This is a genomic window from Pantoea trifolii (assembly GCF_024506435.1).
GTDB classification, from domain to species: Bacteria; Pseudomonadota; Gammaproteobacteria; order Enterobacterales; family Enterobacteriaceae; genus Pantoea; species Pantoea trifolii.
The window spans coordinates 71,657-96,982 of sequence record NZ_JANIET010000003.1; the positions used below are offsets into that span (position 1 = coordinate 71,657).

Here is a 25,326-nt window from a genome sequence, read left to right on the forward strand (position 1 = left end):
TTCGACACCGTAATAATCGGGTATATGACCCCTTATTCAACAAAGCTAAGGCTAAGTTGAAAACTGTGATCTTTAGAGTCAATATTACGATAACCGAATGATAAACAATAATATTTAGTTTTACCTATGAAGGTGTAATCGATTACATTATTGAAATAAGTGCTTCCAAAACCATTCAAAAGCCAACGAAGTTTGTCATTCATCACGAAATACCATAACGGCATATCTGTTAGATGTTCATCCCCGTAGCGCAGACGCATTTCTCTTGGGATGATTAAAAAATAGAAGGTCACGACGTATTTATAACGTCAGATAGAAGGTCACGACGTATTTATAACGTCAGGGGGAAATTAAAAAAAGATTGATTTTTTATACACCCATGCGACTAGTTGAGGGCAAGTAAGAGATGATTGGTAGATAAGTTATTGAATAATTTTTCAGGGATTATAAATACTGCTTCAGGACTTGAATGGGAAACGCTGGGCACGAATGTGTTGATTGAAAACTAAGTCTACTCAAATAATTATTTATCCTGCTTTTATATTTATATGGAGTACAACATGAAATATAATAAAACGCCTGGCTGGCTTGATTTTCATCAGGCTCCTTCAGTACCGCACTTCGTTTTACCAGAGGGGACGGTTGATGCTCACTGCCATGTTTTTGGCCCTGGCGAAGTATTTCCCTATTCATCGGAACGTAAATACACGCCTTGTGATGCCTCAAAAAAACAACTTTTTGCTCTTCGCGACAGATTAGGCGTTTCACGAAATGTTATCGTTCAGGCAACGTGCCATGGAGATGATAACAGTGCGCTGGTGGACGCTTTAAAAAGTGCAGGTGAGCTGGCCCGCGGCGTGGCTACAGTGAAGCGAAATATCAGCGATAAAGAATTAAAAAATTTACATGACGCGGGTGTTCGTGGTGTGCGTTTTAATTTCCTCAAGCGATTGGTCGATTTTACACCCAAAGATGAACTACTTGAAATTGCTCACCGCATTGCACCTTTAGGCTGGCATGTAGTGATCTATTTTGAAGCTGCCGACCTACCTGATTTATGGGACTTCTTTGATGCAATTCCTACTAAAGTGGTTGTTGATCATATGGGGCGTCCCGATGTCTCGAAACCTGTGGATGGCGAAGAATTTCAGCTTTTAGTCAGAATGTTACGTGAGCATGAAAACATGTGGTGTAAAGTAACCTGCCCTGAGAGATTGAGCCTGACCGGACCGGCTGCGTTAAATGGAGAGCTGGCACCCTATAAAGATGTGGTGCCTTTCGCAAAGTATATTGTTGAAAATTTCCCGGACCGGGTATTGTGGGGAACTGACTGGCCGCACCCGAATCTGAAAGACCATATGCCTGATGATGGTTTACTGGTTGATTTTATCCCATTAATTGCAACTACAGTTGCACTTCAGGAAAAGTTGCTGGTAAAAAACCCCTCAGGATTATATTGGGATAAATGAATGACACACTCTAATAATTATAAAAAATCTGGCGCAAAGAAAAGGGCGCCTTTTTAGAATGTTAAATTATATTTATTTAAATATTAAAACCCTACAAGTGAGTACATCATGAATAACATTAAAAAACCGTTTTACAGAACGATCTATTTCGAGGTTTTTATAGGTATTCTGCTCGGAGTGATTTTAGGACATTTTTGGCCAGCGATTGCTGTAAAAATGGCCCCTTTGGGTGATGCATTCATTAAACTTATAAAAATGATGATCGCCGTTGTAATATTTTGTTCGATTGTCACTGGCATTGCCGGAATGCAAGATATGAAGAAAGTAGGGCGCGTTGGCGGCAAAGCGCTTCTCTATTTTGAGGTTATATCAACGCTTTCCCTTATTATAGGTTTGTTTGGAGGTCATCTCTTAAACCCCGGAGAAGGATTCAACGTTAACCCCGACAGTCTGGATTCCTCACAAATACAGGGGTATCTTGACAAAGGCGAACATCTCGATCTTAGTAGTTTTTTTATGCATATTATTCCTGACACAGTCGTCAGTGCATTTGTCGGTGGGAATATATTGAGTGTTCTATTTCTGGCTGTTCTCTTTGGCTGGGCTCTGAGTGCTATTGGAGACGCTGGTCGCCCTGTATTCAACATCATTGATGCATTCTCACAGGTCTTTTTCAAAATTGTCAACATGATCACACGATTTTCTTCAATTGGGGCATTCGGCGCAATTGCCTTCACGGTTGGACAATATGGTGCTGGATCGCTTGGACCATTAGCTAAGTTAGTGGGTGGTTTTTATCTGGTTTGTATATTCTTTGTATTAGTTGTGCTTGGCTTGGTTTGCCGACTATTCAACGTCAGTATTCTAAAGTTTCTTAATTATATCAAAGATGAGTTACTTGTAGTACTTGGCACCAGTTCGACTGAAGTCGTGCTGCCACAAATGCTTATGAAAATGGAGAAACTGGGTTGCTCAAAAACAATTGTTGGTCTGGTGATACCCACGGGTTACTCATTTAATCTTGATGGCACCAATCTTTATCTCACCATGGCAGTAGTATTTATATCTCAGGCAATGAATATTGATTTAAGTCTGACCGACCAGCTTATTATCATTGGTGTTGGTATGCTGACTTCCAAAGGTGCTGCAGGTGTAGCTGGGGCGGCATTTATCATGCTAACCAGTACCTTGCTGGTTGTGCCCATTGTTCCGGTTCAGGGCATGGTATTAATCTTGGGCATTCACAGATTTATGGGCACTGGCCTTGCTATGACGAATTTAGTCGGTAATGGCGTCGCCTGTATGGTGGTTTCAGCGTGGGAAAAAGAACTTGATTATAAAAAATTAAACAATGAAATAAAAAATGTTAAGCAAGAGTTGGCATGATTATAAATTATAATAGGTAGCCACCATGACTCCCATTTTTAACTATAAAAAAATCCTTATCGCTATTATTCTTATTCCTACATATTCAAATGCAGAAGATTGGTTAGCAAGTAATGGTAAATATCTTACTGGCGACTGGCAAGGATACAGAACCGAATTCTCCCAGATGGGCTATGATTTCTCAGTTGATTACTCATCCATAGTAACGTCGAATATTTCAGGCGGTTATGATCGTGATAAAACCGCACGTTATAGTGACCAATACACATTTGGCGCAAAGCTGGACTTAAAAAAAATAGCAGGAATAAGTGATGCTCAGTTTGTAGTGTCGATCAATGATCGCAATGGACGTGATATCACCGTTGACAGAATTCAGGACTCGCGTGCGCCGGTTATTGGTTCAGGTGCGCAAAGTAATTATGGGAGGGGGCAAATATGGCATATTGGGCAACTTTGGTATCAGCAGAAAATTTTCAATAATTTTATGGACTTTAAAATCGGCCGTATGGCTATCGGTGAAGATTTCGATAATAACGGCTGTTTTTTCCAGAATCTCTCCTTATGCGGCTCGCTTGCTGGCCATGGATCTGGTGTCTGGTATAATACTCCGGTAAGTCAGTACGGAACCCGGATCAAAATTAATTTTGATAAATCAAATTATGCACAATTTGGAGCATTCCTATATAATCCTTCATACCTTACTCGTGAAGGCAGTTTCAAAATGAACCTAAGTGGCAGGACTGGCAACATGTATGTTGCGGAGTTAGGCCATCTCATCTCCCTGGGTGATAAAAAACTGCCCGGCAGTCTTAAACTAGGCGGTTGGTATAACACGGTCAACGCTGCTGATGTTCTGAATGACAGTGAGGGTCATGTCTATATAGTTTCGAAAAATCCGGAAAAAATACATGACGGTCGTTATGGTGGCTATTTCTATCTGATGCAACAAGTTAGCGATGTAGGTAATGATATTAGTCGTGGGTTGACGCTTTTTATACATTTTTCTGCTAATGATAAATACACCTCGACCATGGATTATCAGGCTCAGGTTGGGGCAGTTTATAAAGGTCTCTTTGCTTCTCGACCGAGAGATTACATTAGCTTTGGTCTCAATAAAATGCATGTTAATCAAAGGCTGGCCCAGCGTGCCGACATTGCTAATAACCTCAAAGGGCTGAACGGTTATGATAATCCTTCCTATCAACCTGTGCGCAGTACGGAATATTCAGCTGAACTCCGCTATAGTGCTAAAATTACACCGTGGTTTTCAATCAGTCCTGACATTCAGCTTATTGCAAACCCGGGCGGTGTTAACGTAATAAAAGATGCATGGGTTTTTGGTACTCAGGTCAATCTCTCATTTTAACTTATAAAACTTATTTCTGATTATCTAAAATAGTTTAATCATCCGGCAATTTTCGTATCGGTATAAATTACTGTTTTCTTTTGAATGCACTGGCTACGATTATGTGTTTACTTATTTATCCCAGACATTTAGGATACAAATGAAATCATTAAAAGTGTGGGTATCTAATTTGGACATTAAGCAGCTTGAATACTTCATATGTGTGTCTGAGTTAGGTAGTTTTACGCGCGCTTCAATTACGCTTGGTGTGGCACAACCCGCCTTGAGCCGCCAGATTCGCCAGTTAGAGGTTGAGCTGGGGCAGAGCCTACTAATACGCAATGGTCGAGGCGTATATTGTACCGAAGGTGGAACGATGCTGCTTGAGCATGCTCGGGGGATTCTGCATCAGGTTGACCGTGCTCGCAGTGATCTTGAACATCTGCGGGGTACAAGGCATGAAAGTATTGCTGTAGGGTTACCCCCTACCTTAGCGCGATTTCTCACACTACCACTGGTTACCACCTTCAATTCCTCCATGAACGGCGCCACGATTTCGGTTTCAGAAGGTCTCAGTAATCAAATTCAAGAGCTACTCATCAAGGGCCGACTGGATATTGCCGTTTTGTATCATAATCAGCCATCACCCGATATTGATGCTGTGCAGTTTCATGAAGAAGAATTGTTTCTGATTGAGCGGGTTAATCCTTCAGCAAAGGAAGTGGTAACATTAGCAGAACTTGCAACAATTCCATTAGTCATGCCCAGCCGGCAACATGCTTTCCGCCAGCTTCTGGAAGAAGCGATGGGCGCGCACAAACTCTCTCCTCATTATGCGGTAGATATTGATGGTGTTAGCACCATTCTGGAACTTGTCAGGCATGGTTTGGGCAATGCAATTCTTCCAAAAAATGCCATCGTTAATTTTGCACAATCAAATGATGTGCAATTAAGACGAATTGGTGAGAAGGGTTTGTTTGCAAGGCTTTCACTGGCGACTAGCACGCGTCGTCCGCACACCATGTTGCAAAAATCGACTATTGAATTAATTAAAGAACTGATAATTTCTTCGTGATTATAATAAGTTAACCAGATGAGTTTAACGGTAAACCGTGTTTGATTGTTTGATTGTCTGATTGGCTTTGTGGAATAAATCAGATTCCAGGTGAATTTCTCTGTAACAGATCCGGCTTTCAGGCGATATGCACACTCTCAGGCATCCCATCACGCGTCATTTTGTTTAAGGCATGGAGCATGGTCATAGCTTCACCATCCTGCGCATTGTAGTCACGCAGCGTCAGGCTGCGGCAGGAGTGCCTGAACGAGAACTGGTTCATGTCTCTGGAGAATGCACGATGCAAAATCGAGGCCTGGCGCATACACTATAACCAGAGTCGTCCCCATTCTGCGCTGGGCTGGATGACCCCATCCGAATTCGCCGAAAAATCTACCGGTTGCCAGAATAAGCAACCAATCTGAAGCCGGTTATTCCTGATTATGTCTGGATCATATTCGGGGTCAGGGTCAGAAGCCGGTTATTCCTGATTATGCCTGGATCATATTCGGGGTCAGGATACCGTTACTTAAAAACAGAGTAACAGCGAATCTTCCGCGACTCGCCAGGCGTATACTCAGATAGCACAGTGGCTGGAAGGGCTGCAACAACAGAATGGAGCGGTAAAGCCTGAACAAAATATTGCTGCAACTGGCTTTCTTCACGAGGAAATTAACGGATCAGCAAAAGCCTTATCGCAACTAAAAAATAAGCATAAATAGAGAGTAGCCATCGCCACAGTGAATATACTCTTAAATGCGCAGCCCAGCAGGCAGGGCCGGTTAGTGAGCAGGATTAGACATCCCAGAGTAAAAGGTACGTTAACATGCACCTGCGGTAAAGTTAAGCCAAACGCAAAAATTCATTTTTGATACCTTAAAAGAAAGTATTCATGGAAATTATACTTTTATGGTATGAGTGAACTCCGAGCAGTTAGCGGCAATCGATATAGGCTTCAACCGTCTGGTGCCAAAAGAGCCTGATATAGCCGTGGAATGGATGAGGCGGGGATTTTTATATTGTGGCGACCCACAATATAAGCAGATTAGATAATGAAGTTTAGATAAAACTCGCAGCAAGAAAGTGCCGTTGGGAAGCCACTATTGGTTATGCATAAAACATAATAATCAAGCCACCCTTCGTGTGGCTTGAGCGTAACTGACATCATTCCGGGCAAAGCGTTTTTGGTCTTTTCTCGTTTAATTCAGGCCCTGCAAAAGCCAGCAGTTTGCCTGCTTCTGTGGTGCTGTATTGCTGAAAGTTATCAACAAAGAGCTGCGCCAGCTTCTTGGCTGCTCCCAGCCATTCCTTTTCCGAGTCCCAGTTATTTCGCGGATCGAGCAGGTTATTATCAACGCCTGGTATGTTGTCTGGTACAGAAAGATTAAAGACAGGAATTTCTTTATAAAGAGTATTGCTGACAGAACCGTTAAGGATGGCACTGATAATGTTGCGGGTGTTGGTGAGAGATAAACGTTCGCCTTTGCTGTTCCAGCCCGTGTTAACCAGCCAAGCTTGTGCGCTGGTGTCAGCCATTCTGGCTTCAAGCACGCTGGCATATTGTGTCGGATGAAGCAGCAGAAAGGCAGCGCCATAACAGGCTGAGAACGTTGGAGTCGGATGGGTAATACCTCTTTCTGTACCCGCCAGTTTTGAGGTGAAGCCGGAAAGGAAATGGTACTGCATTTGCTCGCGGTTCAGACGCGATACCGGGGGTAATACGCCGAACGCATCAGCCGTCAAAAAGATGATGTGCGCCGGGTGGCCTGCGCGTGAAACCGGATGGACAATATTGTCAATGTGCGAAAGTGGATAGGAGACGCGCGTATTTTCCGTTTTACGACCATCAGCGTAGTCCACGCTGCCGTCTTCTCTTACAACAACATTTTCCAGTAATGCTTCGTGACGAATGGCTTTATAAATTTCAGGCTCAGCTTGCTCGCTTAAATTAATCGTTTTTGCATAGCAGCCACCTTCGAAATTGAAGATTCCCTCATCATCCCAACCATGCTCATCATCACCGATAAGCTGACGTTCGGGATCGGTAGATAACGTCGTTTTACCCGTTCCTGACAGACCAAAGAAAAGGGCTACATCGTCATTGACACCTCGGTTGGCAGAACAGTGCATTGATGCAATGCCACGTTGAGGAAGAAGGTAATTCATAACGGAGAAAAGGCCTTTTTTCATTTCTCCGCCGTACCAAGTGCCGCCAATTAACTGGATCTTCTCTGACAGGTTAAAAGCGACAAAGTTTTCGGAGTTGAGGCCCTGAGCCTGCCAGTTTGCATTGGTACATTTGGAACCGTTCATTACCATGAAATCGGGGGTAAACTGCTCAATTTCTTCTGCATCAGGAGTAATAAACATATTTTTTACGAAATGGGCCTGCCAGGCAACTTCGGTAACAAAGCGCACAGCCAGTCGCGTAGCAGCACTCGCCCCGCACCACGCATCAATTACATACAGTTTTTTGCCTGAAAGTTGAGAGGCGACGAGCGATTTGAGTTCTGCCCAGACTTCAGGTGACAGCGGCTTATTGTCATTACGCCCCGTTCCAGAGTTAGCCCACCACAGGCTATCGCGGGTAGTATCATCCAGGACGATATATTTATCTTTAGGCGAGCGTCCAGTGAATTCGCCAGTGTCCACAGCAACTGCGCTGGAAGTGGTCATTACTCCACGCTCGTATCCTTCCAGTTCTGCTGAAGTCTCATGCTCTACGAGGAGATCATAATCAGGGTTATAAATCACTTCTGCAGTTTTATTTATCCCAACTGATAAAAGTGTTTTTTCAACAGCTTGCTGAATATTCATATAATTTCTGTCCCATATATAGATGACGTCTTACTAAGATTTTTTTAAACAGAAGAATCACGTCCTATCAATCTTTGCCGATCTATTCGCTACTTGCTCGATTAACGAGAAATCCGATGACCAGACTATGAGAAACCTTAATTCCACGAATAAGCTGAGCCATAAGATCGACTTCACTTATCGGTTATTCAACGTTTGCGACAGTGCCGGAATTTCACCAAGCCCTGCGCCTTTTACCTTCATGGATAGTTGAATATTGCGATGAAAAACGATGCTGATCGCGGCAAGCAGCGCGGGCAGGGCAAGAATAAAAAAGATGGCTGACTGGCCCGGGAAAGCCCCCATCAACAGACCACCCAGTGATGAGCTGAGGATTGCGCCAATACGACCAATACCGTGCATCCAGCTTACGCCCGTCGCGCGGATCTCGGTTGGGTAGTATGCAGGCGAGTAAACCTGCAGCCCATTTTGCGCGCCGTTAATGCACATGCCGGTGATAAAAATAATCACACCCAGCGCCACGCCACTCAGCCCAAATATGCCTTGCGTAATCAGACATACACAGCCGATTAAATACACCACGCCAATAACCCATTTCGCGCGCAGTTTATCCATCAGCGTACCAACAATGATGCCTCCCACCGGACCACCAAGCTGGAACAAACCGGCAATAATGGCGGCTTGCTCCAGTGAAATACCGCCGGAACGCATGATGGTTGGCAGCCAGCCATTCAGCAGATAAATGACGAACAGCCCCATAAAATAGGTCAGCCAGAGAATGATGGTGCCGCGTGCAAAGCCGTGACGAAACAACTCTGCAATGGTGCTGTTGCGCTTAATGCTGGGAGAGTTAAGGATAAAGGCACTCTCATCAGTGAAATTTCCGCCCATTCGGTTCAGCAGCGCGGCAATTTGCTCACGCGGTGCCTTGCGTACCACCAGATTTAGCGCCGATTCCGGTAACAGCCAGGCAATAACCGGCAGCATCATCAGCGGCAGCGCACCACCGAAAATCAGCACGGCAGGCCACTGATAATGAGCCAGTAGCCCGGCGGCGATAAATCCACCCAGCCCAGAACCAATGTTAAAACCGCTGAACATCAACGTGATCATGATCCCTTTACGACGCTCGGGCATGTACTCTGACAATAGAGTAACGCAATTCGGCATCACTGCGCCTAATCCTAATCCGGCAATAAAGCGCAACAGGGCCATTTGTGTGGGCGAAGTGGCATACGCACAGGCCAGGCTGAAAGCGGAGAAGATCAGCACCGACATTAAAATGACCCGCTTACGGCCATAGCGATCGGACATTGGCCCGGCAATCAGTGCACCCAGAGCCACGCCAAACATTGCCGCACCTAGAATCGGCCCCATTGCTGAGCGGCTGATACCCCAGTGTTCAATCAGCGCCGGGGCAATAAAGCCCATTACGGCAGCGTCATAGCCGTCAAACATAATGATAATCAGGCACAGCACCAGTACGCGCCACTGAAAGGACGAGACGGGCCGCGCATCAATCCACGCTTTCACATTGACAAGGTTATTTGCTGTCATGGGTACGCTCTCTTCTGTGCTACCTGAGGCAGCTGTCGTTGTGGTAAGAGAAAGGGTAACAATCCAGCAACACGTTAAGCGTGGTGAATGATTCTGTCTGTCAAAAAAGGCTTTTAGAGGTATGAGTAAGGTTTATATTGTGATGCGATTAACATTGTCTAAAAATGCCATGAACAGCGCCAGAGTGCTTTGGAAGCCAGTTCTGACGTCGGATATGTTCAGCTATGATATGAATTTCGTTTAGGCTGTGTCAGATAGCGTCTCATTGATGCAGCTCAACAGGGCTTTTGTCGCAGGTGAGTGCAGCGCACCCTGACGGAAAGTTAAACCAATTTCACGACGCGTATCAGGTAGATTAAGCGTCAGCGGCGTAAGAATGCCGGCGCGTAACTCATACTCAAGCTGATGCGAAGAGACGGCGGCTACCATATCTGAATGAAGCAGTAATCCACGCACTATCGCCAAATCTCCACTTTCCACAACCGGCTGTGGCGCGGGCATGCCTAACGCCTGAAAGGCGCGATCTAACAAATGACGCGCGGGCGTGTTATCACGCGGCAGAATCCATTGCGTCTGTGTCAAATCGTCTGGCGTCAGTGTACGCCCAGCCAGCAGATGCTGTGGTCGCGCCAGTAAAATAAGCTCCTCATCGAATAAAACCTGATTATGAATATCTGGTACGGCATCGTTTTGACGCAGTGCGCCGAGAATGAAATCAATATCGCCAGCACGCATTTCCGTTACCAGCGCGCTAAAGGCACTTTCATTAGTCACCACTTTTATACCGGGGTAACGCGTTACCAGCTGAGCAATTGCCAGAGGCAATACACTGCTGCGGCACAGCGGCAGTGCACCCACATGCACGGTGCCGGTCAGCACGCCCTGGTGTGCCGCGAGATCTTCAGGAATATGCCGTATTTCATTCAGTGCGCGACTGATAAAAGGCGCTATTTCGCGCCCGGCGGATGTAGGCATCATGCCTTTTGGCGTACGCTGAAACAGCGTTAATCCCGCTCCCTTTTCCAGCACTTTTAATGCTGCACTAACGGCGGGCTGACTGATACCCAGTGACGTTGCCACGCTTTGTGTGTGATGAAGGCGGTGCAGCGCCAAAAAGATTTGCAGGCGGCGCAGGTTAAACAGCCAGATCGGTTCTGCTTCTTCGCGCCCACTGTCGCGCTGTTTAAGTTTACTGAGCACCGACGGAATCAAATGTAACTCCTGTACAGCACGTATGGCACGCGGCAGAACACACTTTCCCGTTTCTGTCAGCATCATGCCGCTTGCATGACGCTCGAACAGCGGCGTGGCTAAAGTGTGTTCAAGATCACGGATTGAGCGGGTGATTGCCGACTGGGTACGAAATAATTTGTTCGCTGCTTCCGAGACTGTGCCGCGATCTGCAATCATGCAAAATGCGCGTATTTGCATGATTTTTAATTCATTTTTTTCATGAGCCTTTTTCATTTTTTTCGCCGGTAGTTTGAGGTCTGAATCACAACATAAATAAAAGTCATATCTGGCGCAATGAAAGGCATTATCCGCGCGTTGACCTGCATGGCAGGATGAAAAAAACAGCAAAACGTAGGATGACATGATGGAAAAGATCGCAAAAAAGAGTGCCTTAGTCGTTAGTGCCCACTCCGCTGATTTCGTCTGGCGTGCAGGTGGCGCGATTGCGTTGCATGCCTCTCAGGGTTACGACGTGCATGTGGTATGCCTTTCCTATGGTGAGCGCGGCGAATCAGCAAAGTTGTGGCGCAAAGGTAATATGACTGAAGCAATCGTGAAGCAGAGTCGACAAGAAGAAGCCGAAGCTGCGGCCAAAATCCTCGGGGCAAGCATTGAATTCTTTGATCTTGGCGATTATCCACTACGTGCAGATAAAGAAACGCTATTCCGCCTTGCAGACGTGTTCCGTAAAGTCCAACCGCACTTTGTTCTGACTCATTCAGTGAATGACCCTTATAACTACGACCATCCGTTGGCCGCTAACCTGACTCAGGAAGCCCGCATCATTGCGCAGGCCGAAGGTTATCGTCCCGGTGAAACCATTATCGGTGCACCTCCGGTTTACTGCTTTGAGCCACACCAGCCGGAGCAGTGCGATTGGAAACCCGATGTTCTCCTGGATATTACGTCGGTCTGGGATAAAAAATATGCCGCCATCCAGTGCATGGCGGGGCAGGAGCACCTCTGGGAATACTATACGCGCGTAGCATTACAACGTGGTGTACAGGCTAAGCGTAACGTAGGGATCACCTCATCTAAAGTGATTAGCCACGGCGAGGGCTATCAGAGTCTGTTCCCTCGCGTAACGGAGGATTTGTCATGAGTCTGGTGAATAAAAAAGGCGTAGTCGTGATAAATATTGAGCGCGCCGAGTCCGAGCTGGTCGCACAATTTGCACGCTATGGCGTGGCGACTACGCATGAAGCGCAGGGACGAAGTGGCCTGCTTGATGTTCGTGTGCGCCCGGTTCAGCAAAACCGCACTGTCGCGGGTAGCGCTGTGACAGTGCTGGTCTCACCTGGCGATAACTGGATGTTCCACGTTGCAGTAGAACAGTGTCAGCCGGGCGACATATTACTGGTAGCGCCTACTTCTGAGTGCCACGACGGCTTTTTTGGCGATTTGCTGGCAACGTCATTGCAGGCGCGTGGTGTGGTCGCTCTGGTTGGCGATATCGGTATCCGTGACAGCCAGACGTTGCGAGACATGAATTTTCCCGTCTGGTCGCGAGCTGTTTATGCGCAGGGTACGGTGAAAGAGACATTAGGCTCGGTAAATGTGCCGGTCGTCTGTGCCGGGCAACTGGTCAGTCCGGGCGACATCGTGGTGGCCGATGATGATGGCGTGGTCATTGTGCCGCGTGAGCAGGCTGAGGCAGTTAGTGCTGCGGCACAAAAACGCGTTGATGCGGAAGAAGGCAAACGTCAGCGACTCGCCGCCGGTGAGTTGGGTCTTGATATTTATCAGATGCGGCCAGCGTTAGCTGAGAAAGGGCTGCGCTATGTGAATTCCCTTGATGAACTGAAGAAGGGCTGACGATGAAACAGACCTTACTCCCTTGCGTCCTGATGCGTGGCGGCACCTCTAAAGCGGCCTGCTTTCTGGCATCAGATCTGCCCACCGATAACGCCATGCGCGATCGCGTGTTACTGGCCGTCATGGGTTCACCCGACACGCGTCAGATTGATGGTATCGGCGGAGCCGATCCGCTGACCAGCAAAGTTGCGATTGTTTCAGCCTCAACGCGTCCCGACGCGGATGTTGATTACCTGTTCGCGCAGGTTAACGTGAATAAAGCCGTAGTAGATTACGGGCAAAACTGCGGCAACATTCTCGCTGCGGTCGGGCCGTTCGCAATTGAAAAAGGGCTGGTGGCGGCGCAGGGAGAGGTCACACGGGTGCGCATTTTTATGGTGAACACCGGGCAAATCGCAGAAGCATGTATCGCCACGCCTGAGGGAGCAGTGGAATATGAAGGCGATGCGCAGATTGACGGTGTGCCGGGTTACGCAGCTGAGCAGATACTGAATTTCCAGGATATTGCTGGCTCCAGCTGTGGTGCGTTGCTGCCGACGGGGAATGCACGCGACAGCTTTGACGGAATTGATGTGACCTGTATTGATAATGGCATGCCTGTGGTGTTGTTACGCGCAGCCGATCTGCAACGAAGCGGGCTGGAAACGCGCGAACAGTTGGACAATGACGACGAGCTGAAAACGCGGCTGGAGTCGATCCGCCTGCAGGCTGGTCCACGAATGAACCTTGGCGATGTGGCACAGCGTACGGTGCCAAAAATGACGCTGATTGCCGCTCCGGAACAAGGCGGTGCCCTGACTACACGTACCTTTATTCCGCACCGCTGTCATGCATCCATTGGCGTATTAGGCGCGGTGAGCGTGGCAACCGCCTGTCTGATCCCCGGCTCTGTTACGGAAGGGCTTGCTGAGGTCAGCACTGCCCATGAACAGAGACTGGCTGTTGAACATCCCACTGGCGAGTTCAGCGTAATGCTGACGCGTGATGCGGCGGGCAACGTTATCAATAGCGGACTGATTCGCACGGCACGCCTGCTATTTGAGGGTCGAGTAGCCATTCCGGGAACACTCTGGTCAGGCAACTGAGGAATACACATGACAGGTATTGCGATTATTGGTTTTGGTGAAGCCGGACAGGTATATGCTCAGGATTTAGCGGGTATTGCAAACGTGCGTGTCTGGGACAAAAAGTTTCTCAGCCAGCACGCTGAGCTTTTGCGCGGGCTGGCTGGGCAAATCGCCGTTCAACCAGCAGGTTCACTGAATGAGGCGCTGGACGGCGCAGATTTAGTGTTTTCCCTGGTAACAGCATCCAGCGCGCTGGACGTCGCAAAACATGCAGCGCCGCTGCTGCGTGCCGGCCAGATTTTTCTGGACTTTAATTCCGTTGCACCGGAAACCAAGCGTGCCGCCGCTGAGGTAATAGCAACAGGGGCAGGATCGTATCTGGATGTTGCGGTCATGGCACCGGTGCCGCCAAAGCGGCTTGCTACACCGCTGCTGATTGGCGGGTTTGCAGCTTCTCTCGCTGCGGACACGTTAAATGCGCTGGGTTGCAACGCGCGCGCTGCCAGTGAGCATATTGGTGACGTGTCGGCGATCAAGATGTGTCGCAGCGTAATGATTAAAGGTCTGGAAGCCTTAACCACCGAATGTCTCAGCGCGGCGCGGCAGTATGGTGTAGAAGAAGCCGTTTTAGCCTCTCTGCATGCCAGTTTCCCGTCGCTGGGATGGAACGATCAATTGCCGCATTATCTTATCAGCCGGGTTGCGGAACATGGCGTCAGGCGCGCGGAAGAGATGGGCGAAGTGGTGAAAACCTTGCAGGATGTCGGCGTGGCGGGGGTAATGAGTCAGGCGACACAGCAGGTGCAGGCCGGATTGCCGGCAAGAATGGCGGAGCAGTGCGTACGCTACAGTGATTTTACGCCATTCGTCTGGCAGGAAGCGTTAGATCGTTTGAGGTAATTGATCATGAGAGCGCCTACAAGCTACTGAGTCGTTGCTTAAAACCCGGCCTCAGATTTTCATTGCAGAGAAGATGAATAAAAGCCGCTTTATTCATTAACTCTTCTTCTGTCTGCTCATGCGCTAAAGGCCATAACAACCGAGCTTTTGCTGAGAATGTGGAAAGACTGGCGGTAAAAAAGGTGCCGGCTTCAGTTAGCACCTTTGCGTAGCGTGATTAACACGGTAACGGGGTGCTATTTGCGCCACCAGCTCGGCCAGCAATGAATCATTCGCACCATACGGCCTGCGCCTACTACTTCACCGTTGAACCAGGTAAAACATATTTCCTTACGCTGCTTATCTAAATGCTGACTTTCTCCACGAAAAGATTTCGCAGTGAAAATATGCAATAAATTTATACTTGCCACACACGGTATTACCTCAGGGAACCTTATGAAGAACAAGCTTTTTTACGGTCTGCAGTTGCTGTCACTGCTGGCCGTTTTTTTAATATTGCCGGAAGCACATTCAGCCAATCTGGCAATGATGAAACCCGCGGTCAGCTGTGACAGCCTGAAATCTACTGACCTGACAGAGATCGGTGGTAAAGGCAGTCAGGTTAATACCACCTCGGTTATCAAACTGAACAATGCTCAGTGGTGCAAAGTAGAAGGGACGCTGGCTCCGGAAATTAGTTTTCGTCTTTTATTACCCGCAGACAGCTGGAATCAACGATATATGCAGGTAGGCTGTGGGGGCTTATGTGGCTCCATTACGTTGCAGCCCGGCGCAGCGGCAGGGTGCGCACCGCTCAACAGTAACGGCTTTGCTGTGGCGGCAACAAATATGGGGCATCGTGAAGAGGAAGCGGACTGGGGAAATGACAGCCAGAAACGCAGCGATTTTGCATGGCGGGGACAACATTTGACTGCGCTGGCCGCTAAAAAACTCATCGCCGCGTTCTATCAAAAACCGGCAGCATTTGCTTACTTCAACGGCTGCTCCGACGGTGGGCGCGAAGCGCTGATGGAAGCGCAGCGTTTCCCGCATGATTTCAACGGCATCATTGCGGGTGCGGCAGCCATGAATTTCCAGGTGCAGAACGCGATGTATCATGCCTGGCAGGTAGTCAGCAACCGTGACAAAGACGGCAACGCACTACTGACGTCAAAAGACCTGCCGTTGATACATCAGGCTGTGCTGAATCAGTGTGATGCGCTCGACGGACAGAAAGATGGCCTGATTGCCGCGCCGGAAGCCTGTCATCCCAACCTGGATGTGCTTCGCTGTAAAGCGGGTCAGCAGGACGGTAAATGCTTAAGCAATGTACAACTCACCGCGCTGAAGAAACTCTACGACGGGCCACGCGATGCAATAACCGGTCGTAAATTGATTGTCGGCGGGCCGCAGTATGGCTCTGAACTTGCCTGGCAGGGCGTGTTTATTCCTGAAGAAAAGAGCCAGCCAGTGATGAGCTCAATGATTTCGCTCTCTTCGCTGCGTTACGTTAATTTTGTCACTAACCCGGCACCGTCTTTTACACTTAATGAGCTGAAATTTGATCAAAAAACTTTCGATGAGCTCAGTAAGTTGCACAGCCTCTATGATGCCACCAATCCTGATTTGCGCGCGTTCGCTAAGGCAGGCGGCAAGCTGATCATCTGGCACGGCTGGGCCGATCCGCATATTTCTCCTCTCAATTCAATTGCATACCACAATGCGCTGGGCAAAGAGATGGGCACATCACAGCGCCAGGCCTTTGAACGTCTGTATTTGCTGCCCGGTGTTTACCATTGTTCGAATGGAGAAGGCCCGAGTCTGGTCGATTTCCTGACGCCCGTGATGAACTGGGTGGAAAAGGGCCAGGCACCTGACGCTGTCATTACCTGGCAGGCCTCACCGCAGCAGAAAAACAGCTTTGGTCAGCCTGTCGGCGCGGATGGTAAGCTGCCTTTGAAAGCCAGCCCGATGCAGGGAGGAAAACCTCCAGTGATGGAACGTCCAGATATGAAACTTGAAACCATCCCGTCTAAGGCAGCATCGCGTCCTGTTTATCCTTACCCGCAATATGCGGTATGGAATGGCAAAGATAATGTAATGCAGGAGGAGTCCTATGTGCCGAAAACGTTACCTGTAATCAACAAGCATTACGATTGGGCAGGATCGCATTTTTATCAGCCTTATCAATTTAGTAATTAAAATCAGTTAAAATGTAAATATAAAAAGCGTCGCGATTGCGGCGTTTTTTATTTTAGAGCGTTAGAGATTTGACGGTGTCTATTAATTCAGGTTTTTTTGATTTATTGAATTGACGCTTTTATAAGCATGTTGGTTGTAAAAAAATAACTACTTTTAATTAATATTTATAAGGATAAAAGAAGATCGTGTCTATAGCGAGTAAATAGGGGTGTTGATTTTTTATAAATAAAACTCATGGCTGGATAAATATTAGTGATTGGCTTTTTAATTTATCTTTTTTAATGGAGCGAGTGCTATTTTTGTATTGTAATTTTACCGCGGCAGCGATCACAAAAAACTATAAAGGTGCTGTTATTAATCCTTGTTTTAACCTAGTTCTGTATGTCGTTAAACGATAATAATGAGCGCCACCTGAAAAGGTGGCGAGCTATTTTTTTTGTAGCCAACGGCGGGTGGAAAATGAAAACAGGATGGTACGGTGAACTCACCAGAAATGAAAAGAAAACCTGGTGGGCCTGTCTGGGCGGGTTTACTCTCGACTCGATGGATAGCACTATTTATTCGCTAGTCATGCCAATATTATTAAGTCTGGCAATACTGACTAAATCCGAAGCTGGAATATTAGGATCGGCATCCTTAATAGGTAGTGCTTTAGGGGGCTGGAGCGCTGGCATGCTGGCCGATCGCTGGGGGCGTATTCGCGTCATGCAGTTAACGGTTTTATGGGTGGCCTGCTTTACAGCACTGACAGCACTGTGTGGCGAGTTCTGGCAGTTTCTGATCGTACGTTTTTTACAGGGCCTTGGCTACGGCGGCGAAGTTGTCGTTGGTGGTGTCTTAATCAGCGAAGTGATCCGAGCGAGTTATCGTGGTCGTGTTGGAGCATCAATTCAGAGCGGATACGCACTGGGTTATGCCATTTCATTGGCCGTACTGCCGGTGTTACTGAGTTTTTTCCCGCAAGAAATTGCCTGGAAATTATTTTTCCTTATCGGCATTGTTCCGGCTGTTCTGGTGTGGTTTATTCGTCGCTTAGTGCCGGAGTCACCCGTTTTTTCAAATACGCCGCAAAATAAACAACCTAAAAAGATAACGGAGATCTTTCAGGCAAAGCACCGGCGTATTACCGTGACCGCAACTTTATTGGCCAGCGGAATATTTGGTGGTGCTTATATAATGATTACCTGGTTGCCAACCTATCTGCGTATGGAACTGGGATTGCCGGTAGTATCAATGTCAGGCTATTTAGCAATAAATATTTTGGGTTCGCTGATAGGCCCCTTTCTCTATGGCCGCTTAAGCGATAAGTTTGGCCGATGGAAAACTATTATTCTGTTTCTGTTGTGTCAAATGATTGTTGTCAGTATTTATATGTTTGCTAACGTCAGTCTGAATATGACGCTTGGATTGGGTTTTTTTCTCGGGGCATTACAGGGTGGTTTGGCTTCAGGTTTAACCCCCGCCTTTTCTGAATTATATCCTACACACATTCGCGGTAGTGGGGCAGGATTTTGCGCCAGTTTTGGACGCGGCTTCGGTTCGCTAATGCCTGCACTGGTAGGTATTGTCTCGAGTCAGGTTCATTTAGGATATGCAATGGGAAGTCTGGCGATTGCTTCTTATTGTATAGGGATCATTGCCGCTCTGTGCCTGCCAAATACAACGGGCATTAATCTCGCTGAAGTTAATTAAAGCGAATTCTTTTTAATTCTCGTCAGCAAAACATTTTTAGCGCAGTGAATGGTGAAACGGGTGCGGCTTATACAGCGCACTACACCTGTAAACTGACAGGGGCGCTCGGTGACGTTGAGACGCAACCATCAGTTGCGTGACAAGCCGGGGAACCGCAGCGCCCATTGCACGTTAATCTGTTTCGGTTATGTAAAATTCCTTTCGACTGACCCCTGTGATCATGCAACCTGTTTGCGTATATAAACGTGGGGTTGTCGCTTCTTTACCCAGCCTGTCGTGTTACCGCTGTCACATTATAAAAGAAACTCATACCTGCAAAGGTAAAACCAACTCTCTTGTTGGGTGAAAGGAGGATAACTTACCTCTTAATTAAACAGAGAACATTGGTACGCCTACACAAGAAAGGAGGTCCTTATGACAAATCAAATGACGGAACCCTGTCATGATATTGCCCATTTGGCACATGTCGAGATTTACACTGACAAATTTGAAGAGAGCCTTAATTTCTTCGTCAATGTCTATGGCCTTACCGTCTCGGCGCAGGATGAAAAGCATGCATGGCTGCGTGCCTGGGATGACTATGAATTTCATACCCTGAAGCTGACGCGTCATCATACGACTGGAGTAGGGCACATTGCTTATCGTGCCAGCTCGGAAGCGGCGCTGATGCGACGTGTGGCCGTCATTGAGGCCAGCGATTATGAAATAATTGGCTGGGTGAATGACGATCAGGGGCACGGTCGCGCCTTCCGCTTTGCCGATCCTTTCGGTCATATTTTTGAAATTTATTATGAAACCGTACGCTATCAGGCTGAAGTAGGTGAGAGCCCGTCACTGAAAAATCTTGCGCAGCGTTACCATGGACGTGGTGCTTGTCCTCGCCGCCTCGATCATCTTAATTTGCTTGCAGCGGACGTAAGTGAGTTTAAACGCTTTATGGAAACCTGCCTCGGCTCGCGGGTTACAGAAATGATTCAGCTTGATAATGGCCGGATTGGTGGCTGCTGGTTCACCATCAACAATAAAACTTATGACCTGGCATGCACGGAAGAGCATGGCGGCGGCAGAGCACGTCTGCACCACGTTACTTATGCCACAGACACCCGAGAGGATATTCTGCGCGCAGCCGATATCTTTCTTGAAAACGGCGTGCATATTGAGACGGGCCCGCATAAGCATGCGATTCAGGGGACCTTTTTCCTTTACGTCTGGGAGCCGGCGGGGAATCGCGTTGAGCTGGCAAACTCCGGCGCTCGCCTGATACTCGCCCCGGACTGGCAGACTGTGGTATGGACAGAGACCGAGCGTAAAAAAGGGCAGGCGTGGGGATTAAAGACTATTGAGACTTTCCATACGCACGGCACACCACCGATGCCAAAGGAAATGAAAGAGTAATTTCATAACCAAAGACTTTTTTAAAAAGAATATAAGGCTTGATTATCTTAGTAAGCGTTCAGCGGCAAGGTGCGTGACCAGCCGCTGGCCGGTAATGTGCTAATTAACATTCAGCCGGTTAACTTCGTTCAAGGTAAAAACCGCAGCATAAGCCGCATCACATCTCAATCACTGTCTATCCCTATTGATAATGTCACCCTGGGGGGTGCGGACGATTTCCTGGACTGATTGATTATATTAGCCCACGTTTTTGCCGGTACGTTTCAGGGCTCACTGCGCCCAGCGACAGCTTGATCAGATGGCCATTGTGCCAGCGGATGTAGCCATCTACCTGCTTCATAAAGTCATCTATTGTTACGCCTGACCAGTTGCGACCGTAGTACATCTCGTTTTTCAGCAGCCCGAAGAACCCTTCGCACGCGGCATTATCCGGAGAGCAGCCTTTGCGCGACATTGAGCGCACCAGGCCCGAGGTGGAGATTCTCTGTAACCATCCCGGCCACCGGTAATGCCCGCCCCGATCACTGTGTATTATCGGACGTTCGTGCGGTTTCAGCGTGTCTATCGCGTTTTCTAGCATACTGTTGGCCAGCATCGCGTCAGGCCTTGTGCCTACCGACCAGCTCACCACTTTACCGTCGAAGCAGTCCACCACAGGTGACAGCCACACTTTGCCTGCAGGCAGATGGAACTCCGTGATATTGTCAGCCACTTCTGATTGGGCAGCTAAGCATTAAAGTCCCTCGCAAGAAGGTTATCAGGGGCCGGGCCGATTTCTCCGCAGTACGAGCTGTATCGGCGGCGACGGGCTGTGCTAACAACCAGCTTTTCCTCTGACATCAGCCTGCGCACGACTTTTTCAGAGAGGCTGATACCTTCATGACGCAGCATTGCATGCAGGCGGCGGTAGCCGTAACACCGGTAGTTGGCATGGAAGAGCTCCGCCAGGGTAACACGAACATCAGCGTGCTTATCACCGGTCTGCAACGCAGCGCGTTGATAAAAATAGCTGCTGCGGGCGAGCTCCAGGTTGCTCAGCAGCGCCGGCAGCGAATATGTTTCTCTCAGGGCATCAGCGATCTTAGTCTTTTCCCTGTTTGTCAGGGGGCCGGCGCTGATGCCCGGATCTTTTTTTATCAGTTCATCCGCTTTCTTCAGGATATCGTGCTCCATCTGTAACTGCTGGATTTCCTGCCTGAGTCTGTCACGCTCATCTTTCAGCGTGTCGATATCTTCTGTTTCGGATGCTGCTTTGCATTTGCGCATTGAACGATAGGCCTCGTCACCAACAAGTTCATCCTTCCACTTATACAACAGTTGACGGCTGACACCCACATGCTGTGCGATTTCCCGGGCGGGTTTGCTATGGGTACACAGTTCGCCTACGGCTTTACGCTTAACCTCTGATGTAAAGGGCGCTTCAGGATTGGAGGTGCTGGTGATGATACGACGCTTTCCCGGCAGAATTTCATCCAGCCAGCAGTTCAGTACTGCGGTGCAGGGATAGCCCAGCTCACGGCACGTAAAGGCCAGGCATCGCCCGTGTGTGAGATAATGATCAACAGCAGCCTGTTTTTGCGCGGCGGAGTAGCGTGGTTTGCGCTTAACACTCTTTACAGTGCCATCACCTGCGTTCCATGCTTCTATCCAGCGTCTGAGATGGCGTTCTGTGGGATAACCCAGCTCACCAACAACGGCTACGATTTTTTTGCCGTATTTAAAGTACAGCTCGATTGCACGAAGGCGGTCCGCCTCGGAATACATAATATATCTCCTGAGAGTCCAGGAAATCGTCCGCACCCCCTCATGGCTAAGTTAAAGTGTCATCTTTTATATGAACAGAGTCTGATTATCCGGGCGTGTTTCTGGGATGAGCTACCCACGTATTTTCGGCAATCATCAACTTTCTGACGGTTTCCTTTGAGATGCTCAGGCCAAAACCGGCATTGAGTAATCGCCATGCGCCAGTAGGGCTCATGCCGCGGCAGCGGGTGCGGATAAGCTTTATCACCTGAGCTTTCAGGTTGTCTTTCAGCTGACAGTTACTGGGTTTACCACGACGCCTGTTAATCAGTCCTTCCGGACCAGCTTCGCGATACCGCTTAACGAGGCGACGGCATTGCCGGCGGCTCAACTCCATAGATTCGGCGGCGTCGGCCAGGGAGATATCCCTTGCCAGATACGCTTCGATGAGGTCGGCGCGCATCTGGTCACGCAGCAGGACAGGTGGTTTAAATTCATTCATGCATTCACCTCTTATCGCTGCCGGCGGTGAGCCGGGCAGGGGAAAGACGTCAGCGCTTCAGGCTGGGAACAAAATCTTCGGGGCTGATCAGCACTGGGTTGATTGCCCGCAACTCCTCAAGAGCACGCTCCTGAGCCCGCCTGCGCGGCATTTTTTTACTTCGTGAACGCTGACCTTCGGCTTCCTGTTCGTCCTGCTTTTCCAGTGCCAGCCTCAGAACCGCACCCAGTCGCTTGTTATCAACGATCGCTCCCTGATCCACACAGGCAAGACGATCAAAGACCTGATAGCGCAGCAGCCTGTGCCCATACCGGAAGGCGATCCTGCCGTCCGGGTACTCGTAAACTGTGACTCTTTCACCGGCGATTCGGCTGTTCTCATCTGTCGGATCAATGAGATATATCATTTTATCATACTGAAATGTCAGCGCTTTTGAGAGCTTGCGCAGGTCCTGCCAGGCAAAGATATCATCGAGTTCTTCCGGCGCTAAATCCGCCGGACGGTGCAAATCTTTCGGATACTTCGGCGGTCGCGAAAAACGCCGGTTAAAGTCATCGATAAAACCTGCAACCCAGCGGTTAGCCTCGCTAATGGAGCTGATGTTATGCAGCCGCATCTCCTTGACCAGCCGATCCTGCAACGTCTGGTTGGCGCGCTCAACGCGTCCCTTGGCCTGGCTGCTGTTGGCACAGATAAGTTCAATGCTCAGATCGCGCAGCGCACGTCTAAACTGCGTGGTTCCGCTGCGGCGCGCGTCCGTGCCGTTGACCCGAAATACTGCGTGCTTATCGCTGTAGAATGCGACAGGTTTTCCATGTAAATCAATGTATTCACGCGTTGCCGTCATATAATCGAACGCAGACTCTGTATCACAGAAGCGCAGGTGCATAAGGCGACCGGTCGCATCGTCAACGTACACGAGAAGGCAGCACTTCGGTGCGCGGTCCTCAAACCAGGCATGGTGAGAGCCGTCCAGCTGAACCAGTTTGCCGAGGCAGTCGCGCCGGTGTCTCGGCTGATAGATGTGTACCTGTCTTCGTGAGTGAGGCCGTCAGAGTCCGTCTGAAATCATCCAGTTGCGGACAGTCTCAACGGAAACCGGAATGCCGTGTCGTTCCAGAAGCTTCTCGGTGGCCAAAGTGGGACCAAAATCGGCGTAATGTTGACGGATCAGATGCAAAGCGGCGCAGCGTAAATCGTCAGGAATGCGGTTGTTACCGGGACGCCCGCGACGTTCTGATACAACCGATGCCGCGCCGTGTTCACGATAACGCCGCAGAACACGCTGAACCTGACGGACGGTGAGTTCGAGAAGGCGCGCAGCTTCACGCTGCAGCAGAGTGTGGTCGTGAACGCGCTGAATGATGCCGAGCCGATATAGATCTTTATCTGTCATGGTCACCAACATAAAGTCTGCATCCTGAGCTGAGCCTGAGGAGATCTAAGGTTAGTTCAGGGACGACATCTGTGAATTGTTCCGTACGACATTAGCGTTTTGGAGTAACAATCACTGTCTATCCCTATTGATAATGTCACCCCGATTTACCATTTTTAAATGTCACTTTTTGTTGTTTGCCAATGAAGAGAAAAGGGCAGCGAGCTCATTTTTTCAGGCTGGATTTGAAAAGTGACGGATCAGCCAGAACCGGATTGATTGCCCTGAGTTGTTCCTGAACCTGCGCCCGTCTTTTAGGCATATGACGGCTGCGTTTTCTTTTTCCTGCTGCTTCCAGTTCATCCTGCTTTTCCTGCGCCAGCTTCAGCACTGCGCCGAGCCTTTTATTGTCAACGATGCGCCCCTGACTGATGCACTCCAGCTTATCGAACATCTGATATTCCAGAATTCTGCTGCCGTGGCGGAATGCGAGCGTACCGTCCGGGTAATCAAAAGCAATGATTTTTTCCCCGGCAATACGTGAGTTTTCCTCCGTAGGTTCAACCAGATATAAAATTTTATCGTACTGAAAAGTCAGTGATTTTGAGAGCGTACGCAGCGTCTGCCAGGCGAAGATATCGTCCAGCTCCTGACCGCTCTCCGAGACGGTGCGGTGCAGGTTTTTCGGATATGTTGCCGGCCTGCCGAAGCGGCGGTTGAAGTCACTGATGAATGTCTCAAGCCAGGCATTCGCGTTATCAATGCCGGAAATGTTCTCGAGCCGCATCTCCTTAACAAGCCGATCCTGAAGCGTAAGATTGGCGCGTTCGACGCGGCCTTTAGCCTGCGAGCTGTTGGCACAGATAAGGTCGATGTTCAGGTCGTGCAAAGCACGTCCGAACTGCGTCATGCCGGTACGGCGTGTTTCTGCCTGGCTAACGCGAAATACCGCGTGCTTATCACTGTAAAACGCCACCGGCTTGCCGTGCTTGTCGATGTAATCGCGCGTGGCCATCATGTAATCAAAGGCCGATTCACTCTGGCAGAAGCGCAGGTGCATCAGACGACCGGTCGCGTCATCGATGTAAACCAGCAGACAGCATTTTGGTGCGCGGCCTTCGAACCAGTCATGGTGAGAGCCGTCGATCTGGATAAGTTCGCCAAGACAATCCCGCCGCTGGCGCGGCTGATAAATCCGGGGCTGACGGCGAGCGTGCGGGATCCAGAGTCCGTCAGCAATCATCCAGCATCGCAGCGTCTCAACGGAGACAGCGATCCCGTGACGCTCCTGAAGCTTTTCTACGGCAAGTGTGGGCCCGAAACCTACGTAATTTTCACGTAGCAGCGTCAGTATCTGGCAGCGTAATGCATCCTCAATCCGGTGATTGCCTGGTTGACCGCGACGCGCGTTAGTCAGCCCGACAGCGCCGGACTCGCGATAGCGGTTCATGAGCCGCTGAACCTGACGCTCGGTAAGATCAAGCTGGGAGGCCGCATCACGACGGCGCAGACGTTTTTCGATGACAGCCTGAATGACGGGAAGGCGGTGAAGTTCTTTGTTCGACATGGTCACCAGCATCAGCAGAGATCTCCCAGAAAAGGTGGCAAAAGCGCCATATCTGGGTGACATTATGAACTAGCTAAAAAGTGACATTATCAAATAGCACTCACAATCACAGTACATGTAATCATAATTATGTTAAATATAATCCATGCTGATGAATGTAATTTTGAAAAGCTCCGTCACATCTCGTTCTATAGTGGCGAAGCTTTATTTAAGTAAAAAGGTTAATCA

At 48.8% G+C, this 25,326-nt stretch carries 16 protein-coding genes and 4 pseudogenes; 12 read left to right on the forward strand and 8 right to left on the reverse strand.

Going from position 1 to position 25,326, the window contains the following annotated elements:
• Nucleotides 1-560: 560 nt before the first annotated feature.
• The 4 genes from NQH49_RS23275 to NQH49_RS23290 all read left to right on the forward strand — a co-directional run bounded on the left by NQH49_RS23275 (nt 561) and on the right by NQH49_RS23290 (nt 5,275).
• Nucleotides 561-1,469, forward strand: coding sequence for an amidohydrolase family protein (locus tag NQH49_RS23275; RefSeq protein WP_256699177.1), 909 nt, complete (start codon nt 561-563; stop codon nt 1,467-1,469).
• 108 nt (nt 1,470-1,577) lie between these two features.
• Nucleotides 1,578-2,855 (forward strand): C4-dicarboxylate transporter DctA, encoded by a 1,278-nt coding sequence (gene dctA / locus NQH49_RS23280; RefSeq protein ID WP_305961347.1) that lies wholly within the window; start codon nt 1,578-1,580, stop codon nt 2,853-2,855.
• Nucleotides 2,856-2,880: 25 nt separating this feature from the next.
• Nucleotides 2,881-4,221 (forward strand): carbohydrate porin, encoded by a 1,341-nt coding sequence (locus tag NQH49_RS23285; protein ID WP_256699178.1) that lies wholly within the window; start codon nt 2,881-2,883, stop codon nt 4,219-4,221.
• 139 nt (nt 4,222-4,360) lie between these two features.
• Nucleotides 4,361-5,275: a LysR family transcriptional regulator gene (locus tag NQH49_RS23290; protein ID WP_256699179.1), complete on the forward strand. Its 915-nt coding sequence runs from the start codon at nt 4,361-4,363 to the stop codon at nt 5,273-5,275.
• A 118-nt stretch (nt 5,276-5,393) separates the two neighbouring features.
• Here NQH49_RS23290 and NQH49_RS23295 read toward each other — a convergent pair.
• A pseudogene (locus NQH49_RS23295) lies at nt 5,394-5,504 on the reverse strand (IS5/IS1182 family transposase); the annotation flags it as partial.
• Between NQH49_RS23295 and NQH49_RS23300 the strand changes: the two are divergent.
• Nucleotides 5,500-5,679, forward strand: a pseudogene (locus NQH49_RS23300) (integrase core domain-containing protein); the annotation flags it as partial. The pseudogenes NQH49_RS23295 and NQH49_RS23300 sit on opposite strands and share 5 nt — an antisense overlap.
• 739 nt (nt 5,680-6,418) lie before the next feature.
• Here NQH49_RS23300 and pckA read toward each other — a convergent pair.
• From pckA to NQH49_RS23315, 3 genes are all read right to left on the reverse strand, one after another.
• On the reverse strand, nt 6,419-8,071 hold the full coding sequence (gene pckA / locus NQH49_RS23305; RefSeq protein WP_256699180.1) for a phosphoenolpyruvate carboxykinase (ATP): 1,653 nt from the start codon (nt 8,069-8,071) through the stop codon (nt 6,419-6,421).
• A 177-nt stretch (nt 8,072-8,248) separates the two neighbouring features.
• Entirely contained in the window at nt 8,249-9,628 is a 1,380-nt protein-coding gene (locus NQH49_RS23310) for an MFS transporter (RefSeq protein ID WP_256699181.1), read from the reverse strand.
• A gap of 240 nt (nt 9,629-9,868) precedes the next feature.
• The gene (locus NQH49_RS23315; protein WP_256699263.1) at nt 9,869-11,095 is read right to left on the reverse strand and encodes a LysR family transcriptional regulator; all 1,227 of its coding nucleotides are present in this window, start codon (nt 11,093-11,095) and stop codon (nt 9,869-9,871) included.
• Nucleotides 11,096-11,222: 127 nt separating this feature from the next.
• Here NQH49_RS23315 and galB point away from each other — a divergent pair, with 127 nt between their 5' ends.
• From galB to NQH49_RS23350, 7 genes are all read left to right on the forward strand, one after another.
• Nucleotides 11,223-11,963 (forward strand): 4-oxalmesaconate hydratase, encoded by a 741-nt coding sequence (galB, locus tag NQH49_RS23320; protein WP_372340050.1) that lies wholly within the window; start codon nt 11,223-11,225, stop codon nt 11,961-11,963.
• The gene (locus NQH49_RS23325) at nt 11,960-12,676 is read left to right on the forward strand and encodes a 4-carboxy-4-hydroxy-2-oxoadipate aldolase/oxaloacetate decarboxylase (protein ID WP_256699182.1); all 717 of its coding nucleotides are present in this window, start codon (nt 11,960-11,962) and stop codon (nt 12,674-12,676) included. Before galB ends, NQH49_RS23325 begins: the two co-directional genes overlap by 4 nt.
• A gap of 2 nt (nt 12,677-12,678) precedes the next feature.
• Nucleotides 12,679-13,761, forward strand: a complete 1,083-nt coding sequence (locus tag NQH49_RS23330) for a 4-oxalomesaconate tautomerase (RefSeq protein ID WP_256699183.1) — start codon at nt 12,679-12,681, stop codon at nt 13,759-13,761.
• Between the two features lie 9 nt (nt 13,762-13,770).
• Nucleotides 13,771-14,643, forward strand: a complete 873-nt coding sequence (locus tag NQH49_RS23335) for a DUF1932 domain-containing protein (protein ID WP_256699184.1) — start codon at nt 13,771-13,773, stop codon at nt 14,641-14,643.
• A 378-nt stretch (nt 14,644-15,021) separates the two neighbouring features.
• Nucleotides 15,022-16,824: a tannase/feruloyl esterase family alpha/beta hydrolase gene (locus NQH49_RS23340; RefSeq protein ID WP_256699185.1), complete on the forward strand. Its 1,803-nt coding sequence runs from the start codon at nt 15,022-15,024 to the stop codon at nt 16,822-16,824.
• A gap of 381 nt (nt 16,825-17,205) precedes the next feature.
• Nucleotides 17,206-18,516 (forward strand): MFS transporter, encoded by a 1,311-nt coding sequence (locus tag NQH49_RS23345; protein ID WP_256699187.1) that lies wholly within the window; start codon nt 17,206-17,208, stop codon nt 18,514-18,516.
• Nucleotides 18,517-18,930: 414 nt separating this feature from the next.
• On the forward strand, nt 18,931-19,911 hold the full coding sequence (locus NQH49_RS23350) for a VOC family protein (RefSeq protein WP_256699188.1): 981 nt from the start codon (nt 18,931-18,933) through the stop codon (nt 19,909-19,911).
• Nucleotides 19,912-20,143: 232 nt separating this feature from the next.
• On the opposite strand, the pseudogene NQH49_RS23355 reads toward NQH49_RS23350, so the two are convergent.
• The 4 genes and pseudogenes from NQH49_RS23355 to NQH49_RS23370 form a co-directional block, all read right to left on the reverse strand.
• Nucleotides 20,144-21,675, reverse strand: a pseudogene (locus tag NQH49_RS23355) (IS3 family transposase).
• Nucleotides 21,676-21,760: 85 nt separating this feature from the next.
• A complete protein-coding gene (locus tag NQH49_RS23360; RefSeq protein WP_256699191.1) occupies nt 21,761-22,156 on the reverse strand; it encodes a helix-turn-helix domain-containing protein in 396 nt (131 codons plus the stop codon).
• Nucleotides 22,157-22,205: 49 nt separating this feature from the next.
• A pseudogene (locus NQH49_RS23365) lies at nt 22,206-23,552 on the reverse strand (ISNCY family transposase).
• 205 nt (nt 23,553-23,757) lie between these two features.
• Entirely contained in the window at nt 23,758-25,098 is a 1,341-nt protein-coding gene (locus tag NQH49_RS23370) for an ISNCY family transposase (RefSeq protein ID WP_256699266.1), read from the reverse strand.
• Nucleotides 25,099-25,326: the final 228 nt, after the last annotated feature.